The organism is Pseudogulbenkiania sp. NH8B, from assembly GCF_000283535.1.
Taxonomy (GTDB): domain Bacteria; phylum Pseudomonadota; class Gammaproteobacteria; order Burkholderiales; family Chromobacteriaceae; genus Pseudogulbenkiania; species Pseudogulbenkiania ferrooxidans.
The window spans coordinates 880,196-898,633 of record NC_016002.1 but is presented as its reverse complement, the minus strand read 5'-3'; the positions used below and the strand labels follow the sequence as shown (position 1 = coordinate 898,633).

Here is an 18,438-nt window from a genome sequence, read left to right as displayed (position 1 = left end):
CATCGGCGCCTGACACCCTCGATGTCGCTACTGCTGGTATTCGAATCCGCAGCTCGACATGAGAGCTACACGCGTGCGGCGGAAGAGCTGTCGCTCAGCCAGAGCGCCATCAGCCGCCAGGTGCAGGCGCTCGAGGAGCATCTGGGGCTCAAGTTATTCCGGCGCGAAGGAAGATCGGTCAGGCTGACCGATGCGGGACGTCGTTACTACCTGGAGTTGAGCGAAGCGTTGGGACGCATCCGTAGCGCGACCTTGCAAGCCATGTCTTCACAATCAGGTATCGGCGCGCTGCGCCTGGCAACGCTGCCGACGTTCGGGTCCAAATGGCTGTTGCCGCGCCTGCATGAGTTCTATGCAAGCCACCCTGGCGTGACGATCCACATCCATTCGCGAATAGGGGATATCGATTTCAATACCAGCGAGATCGATGCCGCCATCACCGTCGGCACCGGCGATTGGCCCGGGATGATGGCGCATCGGCTATACAACGAATTTCTCGTTGCCATTGTCGATCCGTCCGGAGTTGAAGACGGCCAAGAGATAACGCCGGATTGGGCCATGAAGCAGACCTTGCTGACGGTCGCCAGCAATCCGCAAGGCTGGGCCGAGTGGTTCTCGCACTATCACCTCGATCATCGCCAAATGCGTCTGGGGCCGAGCTTCGAACTCACGTCCCACTTGATCCAGGCGGTCAGGGCTGGCATCGGCATCGGCCTGGTGCCACAGGCTCTGATAACGGACGAACTGCAACGCAAAGAACTCATCACCATTGGTGAGGCCATCGCCAGCCCGCGCAGCTACTACCTGGTTTACCCCCCGAGAAATGCCTCGCTCCCCTCCTTGACTGCATTTCGAGACTGGCTGCTCAGCGCTTGCTGAGTAAAACCTCTCTTCCCCTGGTTGGTGGAGGTTGCAGCCGGGTAGAAGGGCTTACTCACTCAGAGGACACTTAGCCCCGTCGCAAGGCGAGCTTTCGTTCAAATCAGGCACTGTCTACGACTTTAATAAATCGTCTACGACTATATTTGTGCAGAACAACAAACAGCCGCTAGCCTTTCCAAAAAACACTAGACCAACCGGTCTACTTGTTATAGAGTTCGAGCATGGCACGAGAACGACACCATCCCGATACCCGCGAACACATCCTCGCCACCGGCGAGGGCTTGATCCATGGCCGCAGCTTTACCGCGCTGGGCCTGACCGAGCTGTTGTCCGAGGCGGGAGTGCCCAAGGGGTCGTTCTACCACTACTTCAAGTCGAAGGAAGACTTCGGCGTGGCGATGCTGACACGCTACTTCAGCGGCTACCGCGAGCGTGTCGGCGGCTTGTTGACCGACGGCAGCGTCGGCAATGGCCGCGTGCGGCTGCTGGCCTACTTCCAGCAGTGGCTGGACAACCACGCGCGCTGCGAGGCGCAGAGCTGCCTGGCGGTGAAGCTGGCGGCCGAGGTGTCGGACCTGTCCGAGCCGATGCGCGTGGCGCTGGACGAGGGCATGCTGGCCATCGTGCAGCGGCTCGCCGCCTGCCTCCGCGAAGGCCAGGCCGACGGCTCGATCAAGCCCTCGCTGCCGCCGGACGACACCGCCTACGCGCTCTACAGCCTGTGGCTGGGCGCGGCGCTGATGTACAAGACCCAACACAGTCTGCGACCGTTGCAGGCCGCGATGATCCATACCCAAGGCCTGCTGCTGCCCTGCAGCGCGGCCTGAGAGCGATACCGTTTGCCAGCGTGCAGGCGGTTTTTTTGACACCGAAACTAGACGACCGGTCTAATCCTTTCGAAACGACGGAGCGATCGATGAACGCGACACTCGAACAGATGCAGCAACACCGCAGCATCCGCAGCTACCAGGACAAGCCGATGCCGGCCGAGGTGCTGGACGCCATCATCCAGGCGGCCTGGCACGGCCCCACCTCGATCAACGGCCAGCAGGTGTCGCTGGTGGTGGTGCAGGACGCGGCGCGCCGCCAGAAAATTGCCGAGCTGGCCGGCGGCCAGCCGTGGATCGCGCAGGCACCGGTGTTCATCACCGTGGTGGCCGACTTCTACAAGACCCGCCTCGGCGTGGAGCGAGCCGGCAAGCATCAGGTGATCCACGACAGCGTGGAGGGTTTTGCCGTGGCGGCGGTGGATGCCGGCATCACGCTGGGCAACCTGATGACCGCGGCGCGCTCGGCCGGCCTCGGCGTGGTGCCGATCGGCGGCATCCGCCGCAACCCAGCGGCGATGATCGACCTGCTGCAGCTGCCGGAACTCACGTTCCCGCTGGCCGGCGTGGCCATCGGCTATGCCGCCGACGCCGGCGACATCAAGCCGCGCCTGCCGCTGGCGAGCTTCGCGCATCGCGAGCGCTACAACGCCGCCGACCTGCCCGGCCACATCGCCGCCTACGACGCCCAACTGGCCGCGCACTGGCAGCGCATCGGCCGTGACGACGGCGAGCCGTGGAGCAGCAATACCGCGCGCTACTACCAGCAGGTGTATTTCCCGCAGGTGGCCCCGGTGGCCCGCCAGCAGGGCTTCGGATTCGATCAGTAACCCCAACTCAGCCAGAGGACTCCCCATGCAAGCCGACAAACTGCTCACCCCGCTGCGCCTTGGCGCCGTGACCCTGAACAACCGCGTGCTGATGGCGCCGCTGACCCGCCTGCGCAACACCGAGCCGGATGACCTGCCCACGCCGCTCGCCATCGAGTACTACCGCCAGCGCGCCGGCGCCGGCCTGATCATCAACGAGGGCACCCACATCTCGCCCACCGCCAAGGGCTACGCCGGGGCGCCGGGCATCTACAGCGAGCAACAGGTGCGCGCCTGGCAGGAGATCAACGACGCCGTGCACGCCGCCGGCGGCAAGATCGCCATCCAGCTGTGGCACACCGGCCGCATCTCGCACACCAGCCTGCAGCCGAACGGCGAGGCACCGGTGGCGCCGTCGGCGATCCGGGCCGACAGCAACACCAACATCCGCGATGAAAACGGCGAGCTGGTGCGCGCCCCCACCTCGACCCCGCGCGCGCTGGAAACCGCCGAGATCGATGACCTGATCGACGACTACCGCCGCGCCACCGACAACGCGCGCCGCGCCGGTTTCGACCTGGTGGAAATCCACGGTGCCCACGGCTACCTGCTGGACCAGTTCCTGTCGCCGGCGGCCAACCAACGCAGCGACCAGTACGGCGGCAGCGTGCAAAACCGCGCGCGCCTGGTGCTGGAGGTGCTGGACGCGGTGATCGCGGAGTGGGATGCCGCCCACGTCGGCATCCGCCTGTCGCCGCTGGGGGTGTTCAACGGCCTGTCGGAAATCGACCAGCAGGAGATGGCGCTGTACCTGATCGGCGAGATCGCCAAGCGCCACATCGCCTACCTGCACCTGTCCGAGCCGGACTGGGCCGGCGGTCCGAAATGGCCTGACGAGTTCCGCCGCGCCGTGCGGGCGGCCTACCCGCACCCCATCGTCGCCGCCGGCGGCTACACTGTGGACAAGGCCGAGGAGCTGATCGGCGCCGGGCTGATCGACGCCGTGGCCTTCGGCCGCCCCTTCATTGCCAACCCGGACCTGCCGGTGCGCTTCGCGCAGGGCGCCGAACTCAACCCGCCGCGCCCGGAAAGCTTCTACGGCGGCGGCGCCGAGGGCTATACCGACTATCCGGCGCTGGCCGCGTCACATTGAGAAAGGTCGATCATGAGCAAGGTCCTGTTCGTTCTCACCAGTCACGACCAGTTGGGCGACACCGGCCATAAAACCGGCTTCTGGATCGAAGAATTCGCCGCGCCGTACTACGCGCTGGTCGACCACGGCGTGTCGGTGACGCTGGCGTCGCCCAAAGGTGGCCAGCCGCCGATCGACCCGAAGAGCGCGCTGCCCGAGTCGCAGACGCCGGCCACCGCACGCTTCAACGCCGACACCGCGCTGCAAGCCAAACTGGCCGCAACGCTGCGCCTGGACGCGGTATGCGCGGACGACTTCGACGCGGTGTTCTACCCCGGCGGCCACGGCCCGCTCTGGGACCTGGCCAACGACGGCACCTCGCAGGCCCTGATCACCGCTTTCCTGGCGCAGGGCAAGCCGGTCGCCGCGGTGTGTCATGCTCCGGCGGTCCTGCTCGGGGCGCTCACCCCGGAGGGGCAGCCGGTGGTGGCCGGCCGCCGCGTCAGCGGCTTCTCCAATAGCGAAGAGCAGGCGGTCGGGCTGGCCGACGTGGTGCCCTTCCTGCTCGAAGACGCGCTGCAAGCCAAGGGCGGCGAGTATCAGCGCGGCCCGGACTGGCACTCCTTCGCGGTGGAAGACGGCTTGCTGATCACCGGGCAAAATCCGGCCTCGTCGGAAGCCGTGGCCGAGGCGCTACGGCACCGCCTGCCACACTGAGCGCGCCGGCAGGTTGGCCGAAGCCCTGTCAGAACGGGCTTCGGCCAACCTTTTTCCTGGCGGCCTCTCACACCGCCTTGCGCCCCAGCGCCACGCACAGCACCACCCCCGCCGTCACCAGCAGCATGCCGGTATTGAGCTGTTCGCCCAGCACCAGCATGCCGCACAGCATCATGCCGAAGGGCTGCAACAGCTGCACCTGGCTGACCCGCGCCACGCCGCCCAGCGCCAGGCCGCGATACCAGACGAAGAAGCCGATGAACATGCTGACCAGGCTGACGTAGGCGAAACCGGCCCAGGTCTGCCAATGGGTGATCGCCGCCGGACGCGTCAGCCACACCGGCAGCAGCAGGAACGGCGCCGCCAGCAGCAAGGCCCAGCAGATGGTCTGCCAACTGCCCAGTTCGCGCGCCAGCCGGCCGCCCTCGGCGTAGCCGACGCCGCACAGCAGGATCGCGATCAGCATCAGGCCGTCCGCCGCCTGCCAGCCGCCCGCGCTCTGCCACCAGGCGTAGCCCACCACCAGCGCGCTGCCCGCCAGCGCGAACAGCCAGAACAAGGGGTGCGGCCGCTCGCCGCCGCGCAAGGTGGCGAAACCGGCGGTAGCCAGCGGCAGCAGGCCGCCGAACACCGCGGCGTGCGACGCCGGCACCCGCGCCACCGCGAGCGAGGAAAACAGCGGGAAGCCGATCACCACCCCGCCGGCCACCAGCGCCAAGCGGCGCCACTGCGACCCGGTCGGCGGCGCGGCACGGGTCAGCCACAGCAGCAGGCCGCTCAGCACGGCGGGCAGCAAGGCGCGCCCCAAGCCGATGAAGATCGGGTCGAGCTCGAACGAGGCCAGTCGTGACGCCACCAGCGTACCGCTGAAACAGGCCACGCCGAGCAGCCCCCACAACAGGCCGGCCAGCGGCTGCGATGCCGTCGTGCTCATGATGCACTCCCCAGGTTGAAGAGCCTTGAGCGTAACGCCAAACTGTCTGCCATAATCCAGACAGTTACACCGATCACTTCTCCACTGTACAGGCCACACCACCATGACAGTTTGCGCCGACAACTGGCCGATCGCCGCCACCCAGCCCGTGCCGCTGACCACGCAGATCGTCGACTTCTGCAGCGACAGCATCCGCCGCCAGCTATGGCCGGCCGGCGCGCGCCTGCCGTCGATCCGCGCCCTGGCCGAGCGCTACCCGGTGAGCCGCTTCACCGTGGCCGAGGCCTACGAGCGGCTGGTGGCGCGCGGCCTGATCCAGGCCCGCCACGGCGCCGGCTACTTCGTCGCCGGCCAGCGCAGCACGCCGCACGGGCACGAGGCGCACCCGGCCGACAGCGCGCTGGCGCAAGAGGTGGAGCTGATGCGGCTCAACCTGTCCGGGCAACGGCGCTGGCAGCCGGGCGTCGGCTGCCTGCCCGCGGCGTGGCTGGCGGACGGCCCGCTCGCCGCCGAGTGGCGCGCCCTCTCCCAGGCCGCGCCGCGCCTGGTCGGCTACGGCAGCCCGCAGGGCTATCTGCCGCTGCGCGAGGCGCTGGTGCAGAAACTGGAGGCCCAGGGGCTGACGCTGTCGCCGGCGCAGCTCGTCACCACCAGCAGCGCCACCCATGCGCTCGACCTGATCCTGCGCCTCGTCACCACGCCGGGCGACACCGTGCTGGTGGACGATCCCGGCTTCTACAACTTCCACGCCGCGCTCCGGCTGGCGCGCGTCAACGTGGTCGGCATTCCGCGCACCCCGCACGGTCCGGACACCGAAAGGTTGGCCGAAGCCCTGCGCCAGCACCGGCCGCGGCTGTTCCTCACCGTCAGCGCGCTGCACAACCCGACCGGCAGCACCCTGACGCTGCCGGTGGCACACCAGGTGCTCAAGCTGCTGGAACAGTGGAACTGCCTGGCGGTGGAGGACGACATCTACGCCGACTTCGAAGCGCGCCCCGGCGTGCGGCTGGCGGCGCTCGACGGGCTGTCGCGGGTGATCTACCTCGCCAGCTTCACCAAGACGCTGTCGGCCAACCTGCGCTGCGGCTACATCGCCGCCGATCCCGGACGCATCGCCGGCCTCACCGACATCAAGCTGATCAGCGGCATGACCACCCCGGAAGCGGTGGAAACGCTGGTCTACCGCCTGCTCACCGGCGGGCGCTACCGGCGTCACGTCGACGGCCTGCGCAAGCGGCTGGAGCCGCTGCGCGCCGACGCCATCGCCCGCCTCAAGGCCCTGGGTTTCACGCTGTGGCACGAGCCGGCGGAAGGCTTCCTGCTGTGGGCCGAGGCGCCGCCCGGGCTCGATCTCGACGCCTGGGTCGAACGCGCTCGCGCCGCCTCGCTGCTGCTGGCGCCGGGGCGCTACTTCAGCCCGGCGGGCGCCCCCAGCCGCCACCTGCGCTTCAACGTGGCGCAATGCGGCGAAGCCGGCCTGTGGCAGGTCATGGGCGACACCCTGCACGGCTGAGACCCCGTTCCCGATCTTGCTGCGCATCCCCGATCAAGGCTCATGTGCACCGCGTGCGAATCTTGCGCTGGGCACATCAAAGATGCGCACGCAAGGATTCGCTCAGCGCGCCGAAATCCTCAGGCCCTCCCGTACATGCCGGTTTCTGCATGGTTCTTCACCCTGCTGAGGGCTGCCCGCGACAGATCGGGAACAGCTTCTGAGCGGCCCCATGGCGGCAGACGCCGCGGGCATAGGCCATAACGAAATCAAGGGGCCGGCGATACCCCCGTCATCTGGCCGAAACGGCGCGTTTCTGCTACATTAGCGGGTTCGGCCGGCCCCTTGCGGGGACGCCGCCGGTGCCGGGTGAGACCGATCCCGCGTGCCGCGTGACCTCGACTGTCTTTCGATGGAAATCGTAATGAATTCAAGCGACAAAGCCCTCGTCGTCCTGTCCGGCGGCCAGGACTCCACCACCTGCCTGTACTGGGCGCTGCAGCGCTTCGGCGCCGGCCAGGTGGAAGCCGTCACCTTCGACTACGGCCAGCGCCACCGCGTCGAGCTCGACAGCGCACGCACCATCGCCGCGCTGGCCGGCGTGCCGCACACCGTGCTGCCGATCGACACCTTCGCCGCCATCGGCGGCAACGCGCTGACCGACGCCAGCATCACCCCCGAGAGCGGCGCCCGCGCCGACGACGACACCGCGCTGCCCAACACCTTCGTGCCGGGCCGCAACCTGATCTTCCTGAATTTCGCCGCCGCCTTCGGCTACACCCGCGGCGCGCGCCACCTGGTGACCGGCGTGGCGCAGACCGACTACTCCGGCTACCCGGACTGCCGCGAGAACACGCTCAAGGCGCTAGAGCTGGCGCTGCGCTTGGGGCTCGATGCCCGCGTGGAACTGCACACCCCGCTGATGTACCTGTCCAAGGCCGACACGGTGCGGCTGGCGCAGCAGGTCGGGGCCATAGCGGCGCTGGCCTTCAGCCACACCTGCTACAACGGCGAGCAGCCGCCCTGCGGCCACTGCGCCGCCTGCGAGCTGCGCGCCAAGGGCTTTGCCGAGGCCGGCGTCGCCGACCCGCTGGTCGAACGTTTCCGCCAGGGCTGATCATGCACGCATCCTACCTTCTCGCCGGCGCGCGCTTCGAAGCCGCGCGCCAGCTGCCCGCCGACTGGTTCGAGCCGCAGTTCGCCAGCCTGCACGGCCACAGCTTCCGCGTGCAGCTGCGCGTGGAAAACATCCACACCAACCAGGCCGGCCTGGCCGAGACGCTGCAGCGCGCGGTGCAGCCGCTCCACTACGCCTCGCTCAACCAGCGCATGGCGGTGGTGGACGATCTGGCCATCGCCGAACACCTGTCGGAACAACTGAGCTTCCCGCACAGCCTGACGCTCACGAGCGCACCGGAACGCGGCGTGATCCTGGACAACGGCACCCGCCTGGTCTGGCTCAACGCCGGCTTCGAGGCGGCGCACCAGCTGCCGCACGTGCCCGCCGGCCACAAGTGCGGCCGCCTGCACGGCCACGGCTTCGGCGTGCGGCTGGTGGCGGACGCGGCTTCGGCCAACCACGTCGGCCTGGCGGCGGCCTGGGGACGGCTATTCCTGCGCCTCAACCACCGCTATCTCAACGACATCCCCGGCCTCGCCAACCCCACCAGCGAGGTGCTGGCGCAGTGGATCTACCGCGAGCTGTCGGCCGATCTCGCCGGCCTGGCCTGGGTCGAGGTGCGCGAGACGCACACCGCCGGCAGCCAGTTCGACGGCCGCACCTTCCGCATCTGGAAGGAACAGCACTTCGAGAGCGCGGTGCCGTTCGACGCCGACGGCAACTACACCGGCCACAGCTACCTGATCCGGCTGATGCTGCAAGGCGAGCTGGACGGCGCGATGGGCTGGCTGCTCGACTTCGGCGACGTCAAGGACCGCTTCAAGCCGGTCTATCGCCAGCTCGACCACAACCCGCTCGACCGCCTCGCCGGCATCCGCAACGGCCACCCCGCCTCGGTGGCGGAATGGGTGCACGCCGAGCTGTCGCCGCTGGTGCCGGAACTGGCGCGCGTCGACCTGATGGAGCGCGACGAGCGCGGGGTCTCGGTGTTGTTCAAGGACAACATGCGCTGGCCGCTGCTGTAGCAAGGGGGGAAACCATGTACACGGTGAAGGAAATCTTCTACACCCTGCAGGGCGAAGGCCGCCAGGCCGGCCGCGCCGCGGTGTTCTGCCGCTTTGCCGGCTGCAACCTGTGGAGCGGCAAGGAACGCCACCGCACCAAGGCCATCTGCCAGTTCTGCGATACCGACTTCGTCGGCACCGGCCCGGACGGCGGCAAGTTCAAGAGCGCCGAGCAACTGGCCGAGCGCATCGCCAGCGCATGGCCGGCCGGCGCCGGCGGCACGCCGTTCGTGGTCTGTACCGGCGGCGAGCCGCTGCTGCAGCTCGATGCGCCGCTGATCGACGCGCTGCACGCGCGCGGCTTCGAAATCGCGGTGGAAACCAACGGCACCGTGGCCGCCCCGCCCGGTATCGACTGGCTGTGCGTCAGCCCCAAGGCCGGCGCGCCGCTGCTGCAAACCTCCGGCCATGAGCTGAAGCTGGTCTACCCGCAGCCGACGCTGATGCCGGAGAGCGTGGCCGGGCTCGCCTTTCAGAACTTCTACCTGCAGCCGATGGACGGCCCCGACGTAGCCGCCAACACCCGCGCCGCCATCGCCTATTGCATGGCTCAGCCGCAATGGCGGCTGTCGGTGCAGACCCACAAGGTGCTGAACATTCGTTGAGGACGGGATTACCCATGCCCAAAAAGCCGGATGTTCCGGCTTTTTCCTTGTCGGCTCGCCCCGCTTGATCTTTTTTTCGTGTATCCCTGTAATGAATGCCCGCCTGAGCTGACCAATCAACAGCCCCGTCGCAACCGCCCGGCAGTATCCTGTAAGAAAGGCCACGGCGGCACGACCAACGCTCAAGTCCGGCCACCGGCCGGATCGCCTACCCCACCCATCACTTAGGAGAAACACCATGACTGCATCCCGTGCCCTGATCGCCTCCGCCCTCGGCGCCGTCGTCGCCATGGGCGCCATCGCCCCCGCCATGGCCGCCGAGAAGGAAAAATGCTTCGGCGTCGCCAAGGCCGGCAAGAACGACTGCGCCTCGGTGGTAGGCACCCACTCCTGCGCCGGCCAGGCCAAGGTCGACAACGACCCGAACGACTGGAAATTCGTTGCCAAGGGCAGCTGCGACAAGATGGGCGGCAGCCTGCAGCCCGGCAAGAAGTAAGCCTCCCGGCCTTCGGCCCGGCGCCCATCACGACGCGGGGCCGAAGCCACCCCCTCGCGAAAGCCCGCCATGACCCAGACCCGACTCCCATGCCGCGCCGGCATCGGCCTGCGCGCCCCGCACTACCAGCAGGTGCTGCAGCAGCAACCCGAGCTGGGCTGGATCGAAGTGCACAGCGAGAATTTCTTCGACGGCGGCCAACCGCTCGCCATGCTGCACCGCGTGGCCGAGCGCTACCCGCTGTCGCTGCACGGCGTCGGCCTCGGGCTGGGCTCGCCGCAACGCCCCGAAGCCGGGCACCTGGCCTCGCTGAAGCGGCTGGTCGACGCACTCGACCCCGCGGCGGTGTCGGAGCACCTGTGCCTCAACCACTCGGCCACGCGTTTCGTCAACGACCTGTTGCCGCTGCCCTACACCCGCGATGCGCTGGACGCCGTCAGCGCCCACGTCGTCGAGACCCAGGACGCGCTGCGCCGCCCCATCCTGCTGGAAAACCTGTCGAGCTACGTCGAGTACCCCGGCAACGAGATGCACGAGGGCGAGTTCTTGGCCGAGCTGGTCAAGCGCACCGGCTGCGGCATCCTGCTCGACCTCAACAATCTCTACGTCAACCAGGTCAACCTCGGCACCGATGTGGCCGCGGTGATCGCCGCGCTGCCGCCCGACGCCATCGGCGAAATTCACCTCGCCGGCTACTCGGAGCGCGACGGCCTGCTGGTCGACACCCACAGCCAACCGGTCTACGCGGCGGTGTGGCAGCTGTACCGCGCCACCCTCGCCCGGCTCGGCCCACGCCCGACGCTGATCGAATGGGACATCGACATCCCGCCGCTCGACGTGCTGTGCGGCGAGGCTGCCAAAGCCCAAGCCATCCTGCAGGAGCGACACCATGACCTCGTGGACTGACTGGTCGAGCGCGCTGCTCGAGGCCATCGCCGACCCCGAGCGGCATACCCCTTCGGCCAACCTTGGCCTGTCCGCGGCCGGGCTGGCGGTGTACCGCAACAACTACCGCATCGGGCTGATCGACACGCTGGCCTACGCCTACCCGGTGCTGGGCCAACTGGTCGGTGAGGAATTCTTCCGGGCGCTGGCGCGCGAGTACGTCAAGCGCCACGCCTCGCACTCCGGCAACCTGCACCGCTACGGCGCCGCCCTGGGCGATTTCCTCGACAGCTTCGAGCACGTCCGGCATCTGCCCTACCTGGCCGACGTGGCGCGGCTGGAGTGGCGGGTGCACCGCAGCTACTACGCCGTCGACAGCACCACGCCGGACCTCGCCGTGCTGGCCACGCTGGAGCCGGAGCGCTGGGGCGAACTGCGCTTCGAGCTGGCCGATGACGTCGCCGGCGTCGCCTCGTCCTGGCCCATCGCCACCCTCTGGCTGGCACACCAGCCCGACAGCGGCGTGCCCCTGCCCGAGCGCCTCGGCGACAGCGCCGAAACCGCGCTAGTGACGCGTTCGGCCGGCACGGTCAGCGTCGAGCGTCTGGCTTCGGCCCCGGCGGCCTGCCTGCTGGCGCTGCAGCAGGGCGCCACGCTGGAAGCCGCCACCGACGCGGCATTGCGACTAGACCCGTCGTTCGATCTGCAAGCCCTGCTCGGCCAGCTGCTGCAACGTAATCTGCTGTCCTCCATCACGCTGCCTGCGGGAGAGCTGCAATGAAAACCCTGATCCAGCGCGTCGAGCAACTGGCATCTCCGCTGCTCCGCCTCGCCGACGGCCTGCGGCCGCTGGTGCTGCTGTTCCTGCGGCTGTGGGTCGCCAACGTGTTCTTTTCCTCCGGCCTGACCAAGATCGCCGACTGGGATACCACCCTGCTGCTGTTCACCGAGGAATACCACGTGCCGCTGCTGCCGCCGGCCGTGGCGGCGGTGATGGGCACCTTCGGCGAATTGGTATTCTCGTCGCTGCTGGCCATCGGCCTTACCGGCCGCTTCGCCGCCGCCGGCCTGTTCGTGGTCAACCTGACCGCGGTCATCAGCTACCCCGGCCTGACCGAGACCACGCGCCAGTTCCATTACTATTGGGGCATGCTGCTGGCCGTCATCGCCTGCAGCGGCCCCGGCCTGCTCTCGCTCGACCGGCTGCTGTCGTGGTGGAGCCGGCCGCCACAGGACGACTGATCCCCCTTCGCCCAGAAAGCGACGCCCCTGTCGGCGGTGTTGCCCCGACAGCGTACGCATCGCCGCGGACCCGGTGAACGCGTGCCACATCCTGGCGTTCTCGGGCCAATGCTTTTTGGAATGCGCCGAACGCGTGGCATAATCGAAGATTCGCTTGCAACCGATCCTCGAACCATGTCGTCTTCGCCCTACACCCTCGTCCTCCAGGCCCCGCTCCTCTCCGCCAGCCCGCTCGCCGCCGTCGCCGAACTGAGCGGCACCACCGACATCGAACGCGTTTCCGACAGCGTGGCCCGCCTGCACGGCGTCGATCCCGCCCGCCGCGCCGACATCGTCGCCTACTGCGAACAGCACGGCCTGGACGCCGCCTTCGTCCCGAGCGGGCGTCGCTTCGCCGATTTCGGCCTGGTGGTGTCGGACATGGACTCCACGCTGATCACCATCGAGTGCATCGACGAGATCGCCGACATGGTGGGCGTCAAGCACCTGGTGGCGGAAGTCACCGAACGCTCGATGCGCGGCGAACTCGACTTCACCGCCTCGCTCAAGGAACGCGTGGCGCTGCTGGCCGGGCTGGAAGAAAGCGCGCTGGAAACGGTGTATCGTGAAAGGGTCAGGCTGACCCCGGGCGCCGACACCCTGCTCGCCGCCTGCAAGGCCAACGGCGTGCGCTTCATGCTGGTCTCGGGCGGCTTCACCTTCTTCACCGAGCGCCTGAAAGCCGAGCTGGGACTCGACTACGCCTTCGCCAACGTGCTGGAAGTGGCCGACGGCAAGCTCACCGGCCGCGTCAAGGGCGACATCGTCGATGCCAACGCCAAGGCGCGACTGCTGATGGAAGTACGCCAAGAGCTGGGGCTGGCGCCGGATCAGGTCATCGCCATGGGCGACGGCGCCAACGACCTCAAAATGCTGGCCGAGGCCGGCCTCGGCGTGGCCTACAAGGCCAAGCCGGTGGTACGCGCCCAAGCCGACGTGGCGCTCAACCATGTCGGCCTGGAAGGAGTCGTCAACCTGTTCGCATGACCGAGCAAAGGGAGGAACACCGCATGAGCAGACTACCCACCCTGGCCACCGCCAGTTTCGATGCCGACCTCCCCTTGTCCTGCCAGCGACTGGCCGACACCGCCTACCAGGGCCGGCTCGACCGTGAAACCCGGCTGGCGCTGCAATTGCTCGCCTCGCCGGGTGAAGTCCCCGACGACGCCGACCCGCTGTTGCTGCGGCTGGAGGCCAAGATCGACCTGACTCTGGAACTGGTGCTCGCCTCGCGCTACCCGGTACGCCCCGCCATCACCCCCTGCCGGCTCGGCCTCGACGCCATCGCCTGGCATTCCGAGTTCGCCTACCCGGTCGGCGAACCGGTCTTGCTGACGCTCTACCCCAACAGCGACTCGGCCCTCATCCTGCGCCTAGCGGGCAGCATCGATGCCTGCGAGCCCTCGCCCGATCAGCCCGGCTACCTGCTGCAAGCCGACATCCGCCCCTCCTTCGACAAAACCAGCCATCTGCAATGGGAAAAGTGGGTGTTCCGCCGCCACCGCCGCGCCATCCAGGAACGCTGACCCCCGCCCCCCGGCATTCGTCACCCCGCCTTGATTCAACATCAAAAAACAATTTAAAAATAACCGTCTATCTTTAAAAAAAGTTTACTCGGAACGCGCAATTCCCAACCAGGACGGAACGACTTATGATGATTACATCATTGCGTCGGGATGACTCATGCACCTCACCTTAACCACGGATGATCCGAAGCCCTCCTACGGCCGCCGGCTCAGCCGGGAGTGGCGCACGCTTCTGCTCGGCCTGCTGCTGTGCTGCCTGGCCCTGATCTGGCTCATGACCGCAGCCCTGTTTCACGCACGCTCGCGCTCCATCGAAGAGCATGCCCAAAACATGGCCCAAGCCCAGCTCAACCTGGCCAGCATCCAGTTCGAACAGCAGTTCACCTTGCTCCGGACGGCACTGCAGCAACGCGCGCTGGAGCGGGAGGCGAGTGCGCTCCCAGCGCCAATCGACAATCTCGACGAACTCTGGCTGATCCCGCCGCAAGGCGCGCCGCGCGCGCTGAGCGGCAGCTCCAACCGCCCCCCCCTCCACATTCAGGCCCTGGCACGGCGGCTCGTTTCCGACCCCGCCGATGGCGCTCCATTCGTCCTCCTCCCGCCCCCCCTGCAGTTTTCCGTCAGCAAACGCATCCCCTTCCTGCTGCCGGCCTGCAACCGCAGCGGCGTCTGCCGCGCAAGCTACTACGGCAGCTTCAATGCCTCCGACTGGCTGCCGGCGCTGCTGCGTGACACGCCCGGCAGCCAGATCCGCCTGTTCAACCGCGCCGGCCAGTTGCTCATCCAGTCGACCCCGGCCCCAACCCAGACCCTCTCGACCTGGCGACGTCTGGCCCAGTGGCTGACGCTGCTGCCTTCGCCCCACATGGAGGCGAGCGCCGTCGTCCCCTCCATCCCGCTGCGCATTACGGTGGCCGTCTCGACCCGAGGCACCTGGAGCACCGATCGCAGCCTGCCGTTGCTGCTGCTGGGCAGCACGCTGCTCAGCGCTCTGCTGGTCTTCTTCGGTATCGTCGGCAACCGTCTTCACCACCAGGCACGCCGGGAACGGCGGCAGCTCGACGAGCACACTGCCCTGCTGGCGCTGTCCAATGCCAACCTGAAGAAAAAACTGCACAAGCTCGCCTCGACGCACCAGGACCTCCAGGCGCTGCTCGATACCATCCAGGTCGGGGTGCTGATCCTGCATCCCGACAGACACGAGGTCACCACCGCCAACATGGCGGCCGGCCGCCTGTTCGGCCTGCACATCTCGGAGTTGATCGGGCGCAGCATCCTCAGTCTGCTAGCCGACCCGGCCGACGTCGAAGGCTGCGAGAGCCTGCTCGACCAGGGGCTGGGGATCAGCGACCGTGAAATCCAGCTGCGAGACGGCGGCGGCAAGATCTTCTGGTCCCAGGTTTCGATGCGCCGGGTGCGCTTCAACGACCACCACAGCATCGTCATGAGCGTGGTCGACATCAGCGAGCGCATGAGCCACAACCAGCAGCTGCAGCGGGAAAAGCAGGAAACGGAACGTCTAGTGAAGCAGCTGCAGGAAATGCAGCACGAACTGTACGAACGGGCCACCCACGACGACCTCACCGGCGTCGCCAACCGTCCGCACTTCCTGCAGCAGGCGCAGCAAGCCTATCGCCAGGCGCTGCGCCAGGGGACGCCGCTCGGCCTGGCCATCATCGATCTGGACATGTTCAAGCTGGTGAACGACACCTACGGCCACGATGCCGGCGATCTGGTGCTACAGCAGGTCGCCATGGCCTGCGAGAGCTGCCTGGGCGAGGGCCAGCAACTGGGACGCCTGGGTGGGGAGGAATTTGCGATCCTGATGCCGCATTGCGACTATGCCCAAGCCATCGAACTGGCCGAACAGGTCAAACGCAAGATCGCCGAACTGATCATCAGCTATCATGATGACAGGATCAGGGTCACCTTGAGCATCGGCGTGTCCTGCTGGAGCCCGCAGGACAGGCCGCTGCTGATCGGCCGGCTGTTCAAGCTCGCGGACCTGGCGCTGTACCAGGCCAAGGAGACCGGACGTAACCGCGTCGTCCCGGCACGAGCACTGAATTGCCTCGAACCCTGAAGCCAGCGCGGAAAGCGTCGTGCGCAAGCCGTAGCAAGGGGCCCGGACCGGATTCGCCATCGCGGCGCGATACGGTTCGACCGAGGCTGGCGGGACGACAACAGCCCTTTTATGGACGATGCCATGCAGTTACCCGAAGAAGTCCTGCAACCCCTCATCGACACCCTGCCCGGCGGGGTGCTGCTGATCGATGCCGACGATAGCCGCATCATTCACGCCAACCAGCTGTCGTCCATCCTGCTCGGGATACCCTACAACGAACTGGCCGGCCAGCCGTTCTTCCCTTTCCTCGCCGACGATCCGGACGGACGGACGCTGATGCAGGCGCTGGAACAGCGTGGCATGCTCTACAACCATCCCTGTCTGCTGCGCTCGTCCAGCGGCCGCCCCTTCCAGGTCTCGCTGCTGATGCGCCGCCTGCCGCAGATCGATCGCCCGCTGCTGGTGGTCAGCTTCAGCGACCAGTCGGAAAACAAGATTCTCGGCCAGCTGCTCGATTACGAACGTCAGCTGCTCAACCGCACTCTCAAGCTGGTCAAGACGCTGCGCGAAGAAATCCAGCAGCACGAGCTGGAAGATTCGATCAGTGGCGTGATGGGTATCCGCTCGCTGATGAGCAATACCCAGACCGAGGTGGGACGCGCCCACCGCTACGGCAGCCCCCTCGCCGGCCTGCTGCTGCGGCTCGACGAACCCGACCCGAAGACCGATCAGGAAAACGACAACAACCTCACCCACCTGCATCAGCTCACCAGCAGCCTGTGCATCCAGGCTTCGCGTGAGAGCGACCTGATCGCCAAACGGGAAGACGGCGCCCTGGTGATGATTCTGCCCAACACCACGCTGGATGGCAGCAAGCTCTTCGCCCTGCGCCTGCTGCGCTCGCTGTCGCAATTGACGCTGGTGCGCAATGGCAAGGAAGAGCATCACACCGCCAGCATCGGCGGCAGCAGCCTGCGGCAGGAGGAACGCTCGCCCAAGGCGATGCTGGAAAGAATGGATCTGGCGCTGCAGGTCGCCCAGGCACGCGGCGGCAACCAGCTGATCATGCAAAGCTGAAATGACAAGGGGGCCATGCGGCCCCCTGTTCTGATACGGCATGGCCCGCGTGCTGCCGGGCGTGCCCCTCAGCCTTTAACGTACGGCGAGCGCATCCAGCAGTTTCTGGTGAATGCCGCCGAAACCGCCGTTGCTCATCACCAGCACGTGGCTTCCCGGCTCGGCCTGGGCCACGATGGCCGCGATCAGCCGCTCCAGATCGTCAAAGCTCGCCGCCTTGTCGCCCAGCGGCGCCAGCGCCTCGGCCGGATCCCAGCCCAGGTTGGCACCGTAGCAGAACACCTGGTCAGCCTCCGTCAATGCCCCCGGCAGTGCCGCTTTCATGGTGCCGAGCTTCATGGTGTTGGAGCGCGGCTCCAGCACGGCCAGGATCGGGCTTCGGCCAACCTTGCGGCGCAAGCCTTCCAGCGTGGTGGCAATGGCGGTGGGATGGTGCGCGAAGTCGTCGTACACCGTGACACCGGCCGCCACGCCGCGCACTTCCATGCGCCGCTTCACGTTCTGGAAACGTGCCAGGGCATCGATGGCATCCTTCACCGCGACACCGGCATGGCGTGCGGCGGCGATGGCGGCCAGCGCGTTGAGGCGGTTGTGCTCGCCCAGCAGGTCCCAGCGCACCCGCCCCTGCAACTCGCCGCCCAGCAGCACATCGAAATGCCCCTGATCGTCCACGTTGGCCAACTGCCAGCCGGCTTCGACGCCGAAGCGCTCCACCGGCGTCCAGCAGCCACGCTCCAGGACCTCGTCCAGGCTCGCCTCGCGGCCATTGCTGATCAAGCGGCCGTTACCCGGCACGGTGCGCACCAGGTGGTGGAACTGGGTCTGGATCGCCGCCAGGTCGGCAAAGATGTCGGCGTGGTCGAATTCCAGGTTGTTGAGCACGGCGGTACGCGGGTGGTAGTGGACGAACTTGGAGCGCTTGTCGAAGAAGGCGGTATCGTACTCGTCAGCCTCGATCACGAAGAACGGGCTGCGGCTCGCCGGATCGAGCGCCGGCGCACCCGGCAGGCGTGCCGAGATGCCGAAATTCTGCGGGATGCCGCCGATCAGGAAGCCCGGCGCGAGACCGGCGTCCTCCAGAATCCACGCCAGCATCGAGCTGGTGGTGGTCTTGCCGTGCGTCCCGGCCACCGCCAGCACCCACTTGTCGGCCAACACATTCTCCGCCAGCCACTGCGGGCCGGAAATGTACGGCAGGCCGCGGTTCATGATCTCTTCCATCAGCGGCGTGCCGCGCTTGACGACGTTCCCGATCACGTACACGTCGGCGCCGATGGCCAGTTGTTCCGTCCCGAAGCCCTGGGTCAGCTCGATGCCCATGGCCTCGAGCTGGGTGCTCATCGGCGGATAGACGTTGGCGTCGCAACCGGTCACCTTGTGGCCGGCCTGCTGGGCGATGGCGGCAAGACCTCCCATGAAGGTGCCGCAAATTCCGAGGATGTGGATATGCATGAAGAAGAAAGTCCAGGACTAGCGCGGCGCTGACGCGCCAAAAGCGGCTAGCTTACGCGGGATTGTCGCCCCCC

Annotated in this window: 19 protein-coding genes and 1 pseudogene; 18 read left to right on the top strand and 2 right to left on the bottom strand. The window is 67.2% G+C overall.

All coding sequences use genetic code 11. From position 1 onward, the window contains the following. The first annotated feature begins 21 nt into the window (after window positions 1–21). The 5 genes from NH8B_RS04260 to NH8B_RS04240 all read left to right on the top strand — a co-directional run bounded on the left by NH8B_RS04260 (window position 22) and on the right by NH8B_RS04240 (window position 4,367). Complete coding sequence (locus tag NH8B_RS04260) at window positions 22–879, top strand: LysR substrate-binding domain-containing protein (RefSeq protein ID WP_232503522.1); 858 nt, start codon at window positions 22–24, stop codon at window positions 877–879. Between the two features lie 224 nt (window positions 880–1,103). Then, on the top strand, window positions 1,104–1,709 hold the full coding sequence (locus NH8B_RS04255) for a TetR/AcrR family transcriptional regulator (RefSeq protein ID WP_014086166.1): 606 nt from the start codon (window positions 1,104–1,106) through the stop codon (window positions 1,707–1,709). A gap of 89 nt (window positions 1,710–1,798) precedes the next feature. Further along, complete coding sequence (locus NH8B_RS04250; protein ID WP_014086165.1) at window positions 1,799–2,539, top strand: NADPH-dependent oxidoreductase; 741 nt, start codon at window positions 1,799–1,801, stop codon at window positions 2,537–2,539. 25 nt (window positions 2,540–2,564) lie between these two features. After that, window positions 2,565–3,671 (top strand): N-ethylmaleimide reductase, encoded by a 1,107-nt coding sequence (gene nemA / locus NH8B_RS04245; RefSeq protein ID WP_014086164.1) that lies wholly within the window; start codon window positions 2,565–2,567, stop codon window positions 3,669–3,671. A 12-nt stretch (window positions 3,672–3,683) separates the two neighbouring features. Continuing rightward, a complete protein-coding gene (locus tag NH8B_RS04240; RefSeq protein ID WP_014086163.1) occupies window positions 3,684–4,367 on the top strand; it encodes a type 1 glutamine amidotransferase domain-containing protein in 684 nt (227 codons plus the stop codon). A 67-nt stretch (window positions 4,368–4,434) separates the two neighbouring features. Here the strand turns inward: NH8B_RS04240 and NH8B_RS04235 are convergent, their stop codons facing one another. Beyond that, a complete protein-coding gene (locus NH8B_RS04235) occupies window positions 4,435–5,301 on the bottom strand; it encodes a DMT family transporter (RefSeq protein ID WP_014086162.1) in 867 nt (288 codons plus the stop codon). A gap of 103 nt (window positions 5,302–5,404) precedes the next feature. On the opposite strand from NH8B_RS04235, the gene NH8B_RS04230 reads away from it, so the two are divergent. From NH8B_RS04230 to NH8B_RS04175, 13 genes and pseudogenes are all read left to right on the top strand, one after another. Beyond that, window positions 5,405–6,814: an aminotransferase-like domain-containing protein gene (locus NH8B_RS04230; RefSeq protein WP_014086161.1), complete on the top strand. Its 1,410-nt coding sequence runs from the start codon at window positions 5,405–5,407 to the stop codon at window positions 6,812–6,814. A gap of 391 nt (window positions 6,815–7,205) precedes the next feature. After that, window positions 7,206–7,910, top strand: coding sequence for a 7-cyano-7-deazaguanine synthase QueC (gene queC / locus NH8B_RS04225; protein WP_148282934.1), 705 nt, complete (start codon window positions 7,206–7,208; stop codon window positions 7,908–7,910). 332 nt (window positions 7,911–8,242) lie between these two features. Beyond that, window positions 8,243–8,569 (top strand): annotated as a pseudogene (locus NH8B_RS21335) (6-pyruvoyl tetrahydropterin synthase family protein); the annotation flags it as partial. A 42-nt stretch (window positions 8,570–8,611) separates the two neighbouring features. Next, window positions 8,612–8,938, top strand: a complete 327-nt coding sequence (locus NH8B_RS21330; RefSeq protein ID WP_268869731.1) for a 6-pyruvoyl trahydropterin synthase family protein — start codon at window positions 8,612–8,614, stop codon at window positions 8,936–8,938. A gap of 14 nt (window positions 8,939–8,952) precedes the next feature. Then, the gene (gene queE / locus NH8B_RS04215) at window positions 8,953–9,582 is read left to right on the top strand and encodes a 7-carboxy-7-deazaguanine synthase (RefSeq protein WP_014086158.1); all 630 of its coding nucleotides are present in this window, start codon (window positions 8,953–8,955) and stop codon (window positions 9,580–9,582) included. 238 nt (window positions 9,583–9,820) lie between these two features. Continuing rightward, on the top strand, window positions 9,821–10,078 hold the full coding sequence (locus tag NH8B_RS04210) for a BufA1 family periplasmic bufferin-type metallophore (RefSeq protein WP_014086157.1): 258 nt from the start codon (window positions 9,821–9,823) through the stop codon (window positions 10,076–10,078). Window positions 10,079–10,147: 69 nt separating this feature from the next. After that, window positions 10,148–10,984: an MNIO family bufferin maturase gene (locus NH8B_RS04205; protein ID WP_014086156.1), complete on the top strand. Its 837-nt coding sequence runs from the start codon at window positions 10,148–10,150 to the stop codon at window positions 10,982–10,984. Further along, window positions 10,968–11,744 carry an HvfC/BufC N-terminal domain-containing protein gene (locus tag NH8B_RS04200; RefSeq protein WP_014086155.1) on the top strand — a complete coding sequence of 259 codons (777 nt, stop codon included), beginning with the start codon at window positions 10,968–10,970 and terminating at the stop codon, window positions 11,742–11,744. The genes NH8B_RS04205 and NH8B_RS04200 overlap by 17 nt, the downstream gene beginning before the upstream one ends. Beyond that, window positions 11,741–12,205 (top strand): DoxX family protein, encoded by a 465-nt coding sequence (locus NH8B_RS04195; RefSeq protein WP_014086154.1) that lies wholly within the window; start codon window positions 11,741–11,743, stop codon window positions 12,203–12,205. Before NH8B_RS04200 ends, NH8B_RS04195 begins: the two co-directional genes overlap by 4 nt. A gap of 174 nt (window positions 12,206–12,379) precedes the next feature. Then, window positions 12,380–13,231, top strand: coding sequence for a phosphoserine phosphatase SerB (gene serB / locus NH8B_RS04190; protein ID WP_014086153.1), 852 nt, complete (start codon window positions 12,380–12,382; stop codon window positions 13,229–13,231). A 23-nt stretch (window positions 13,232–13,254) separates the two neighbouring features. Further along, on the top strand, window positions 13,255–13,770 hold the full coding sequence (locus NH8B_RS04185; protein WP_041702819.1) for a hypothetical protein: 516 nt from the start codon (window positions 13,255–13,257) through the stop codon (window positions 13,768–13,770). 157 nt (window positions 13,771–13,927) lie between these two features. Beyond that, on the top strand, window positions 13,928–15,853 hold the full coding sequence (locus NH8B_RS04180; RefSeq protein ID WP_014086151.1) for a sensor domain-containing diguanylate cyclase: 1,926 nt from the start codon (window positions 13,928–13,930) through the stop codon (window positions 15,851–15,853). A gap of 123 nt (window positions 15,854–15,976) precedes the next feature. Beyond that, the gene (locus tag NH8B_RS04175; protein ID WP_014086150.1) at window positions 15,977–16,912 is read left to right on the top strand and encodes a GGDEF domain-containing protein; all 936 of its coding nucleotides are present in this window, start codon (window positions 15,977–15,979) and stop codon (window positions 16,910–16,912) included. A 75-nt stretch (window positions 16,913–16,987) separates the two neighbouring features. Here the strand turns inward: NH8B_RS04175 and mpl are convergent, their stop codons facing one another. Further along, the gene (gene mpl, locus NH8B_RS04170; RefSeq protein ID WP_014086149.1) at window positions 16,988–18,364 is read right to left on the bottom strand and encodes a UDP-N-acetylmuramate:L-alanyl-gamma-D-glutamyl-meso-diaminopimelate ligase; all 1,377 of its coding nucleotides are present in this window, start codon (window positions 18,362–18,364) and stop codon (window positions 16,988–16,990) included. Between the last annotated feature and the right edge of the window lie 74 nt (window positions 18,365–18,438).

What these genes read in the sequence shown, in the direction of transcription:
- NH8B_RS04260 (WP_232503522.1), top strand. Translation starts at nt 22, where the DNA reads ATGTCGCTACTGCTGGTATTCGAATCCGCAGCTCGACATGAGAGCTAC.
- NH8B_RS04255 (WP_014086166.1), top strand. Translation starts at nt 1,104, where the DNA reads ATGGCACGAGAACGACACCATCCCGATACCCGCGAACACATCCTCGCC.
- NH8B_RS04250 (WP_014086165.1), top strand. Translation starts at nt 1,799, where the DNA reads ATGAACGCGACACTCGAACAGATGCAGCAACACCGCAGCATCCGCAGC.
- nemA (WP_014086164.1), top strand. Translation starts at nt 2,565, where the DNA reads ATGCAAGCCGACAAACTGCTCACCCCGCTGCGCCTTGGCGCCGTGACC.
- NH8B_RS04240 (WP_014086163.1), top strand. Translation starts at nt 3,684, where the DNA reads ATGAGCAAGGTCCTGTTCGTTCTCACCAGTCACGACCAGTTGGGCGAC.
- NH8B_RS04235 (WP_014086162.1), bottom strand. Translation starts at nt 5,301, where the DNA reads ATGAGCACGACGGCATCGCAGCCGCTGGCCGGCCTGTTGTGGGGGCTG.
- NH8B_RS04230 (WP_014086161.1), top strand. Translation starts at nt 5,405, where the DNA reads ATGACAGTTTGCGCCGACAACTGGCCGATCGCCGCCACCCAGCCCGTG.
- queC (WP_148282934.1), top strand. Translation starts at nt 7,206, where the DNA reads ATGGAAATCGTAATGAATTCAAGCGACAAAGCCCTCGTCGTCCTGTCC.
- queE (WP_014086158.1), top strand. Translation starts at nt 8,953, where the DNA reads ATGTACACGGTGAAGGAAATCTTCTACACCCTGCAGGGCGAAGGCCGC.
- NH8B_RS04210 (WP_014086157.1), top strand. Translation starts at nt 9,821, where the DNA reads ATGACTGCATCCCGTGCCCTGATCGCCTCCGCCCTCGGCGCCGTCGTC.
- NH8B_RS04205 (WP_014086156.1), top strand. Translation starts at nt 10,148, where the DNA reads ATGACCCAGACCCGACTCCCATGCCGCGCCGGCATCGGCCTGCGCGCC.
- NH8B_RS04200 (WP_014086155.1), top strand. Translation starts at nt 10,968, where the DNA reads ATGACCTCGTGGACTGACTGGTCGAGCGCGCTGCTCGAGGCCATCGCC.
- NH8B_RS04195 (WP_014086154.1), top strand. Translation starts at nt 11,741, where the DNA reads ATGAAAACCCTGATCCAGCGCGTCGAGCAACTGGCATCTCCGCTGCTC.
- serB (WP_014086153.1), top strand. Translation starts at nt 12,380, where the DNA reads ATGTCGTCTTCGCCCTACACCCTCGTCCTCCAGGCCCCGCTCCTCTCC.
- NH8B_RS04185 (WP_041702819.1), top strand. Translation starts at nt 13,255, where the DNA reads ATGAGCAGACTACCCACCCTGGCCACCGCCAGTTTCGATGCCGACCTC.
- NH8B_RS04180 (WP_014086151.1), top strand. Translation starts at nt 13,928, where the DNA reads ATGCACCTCACCTTAACCACGGATGATCCGAAGCCCTCCTACGGCCGC.
- NH8B_RS04175 (WP_014086150.1), top strand. Translation starts at nt 15,977, where the DNA reads ATGCAGTTACCCGAAGAAGTCCTGCAACCCCTCATCGACACCCTGCCC.
- mpl (WP_014086149.1), bottom strand. Translation starts at nt 18,364, where the DNA reads ATGCATATCCACATCCTCGGAATTTGCGGCACCTTCATGGGAGGTCTT.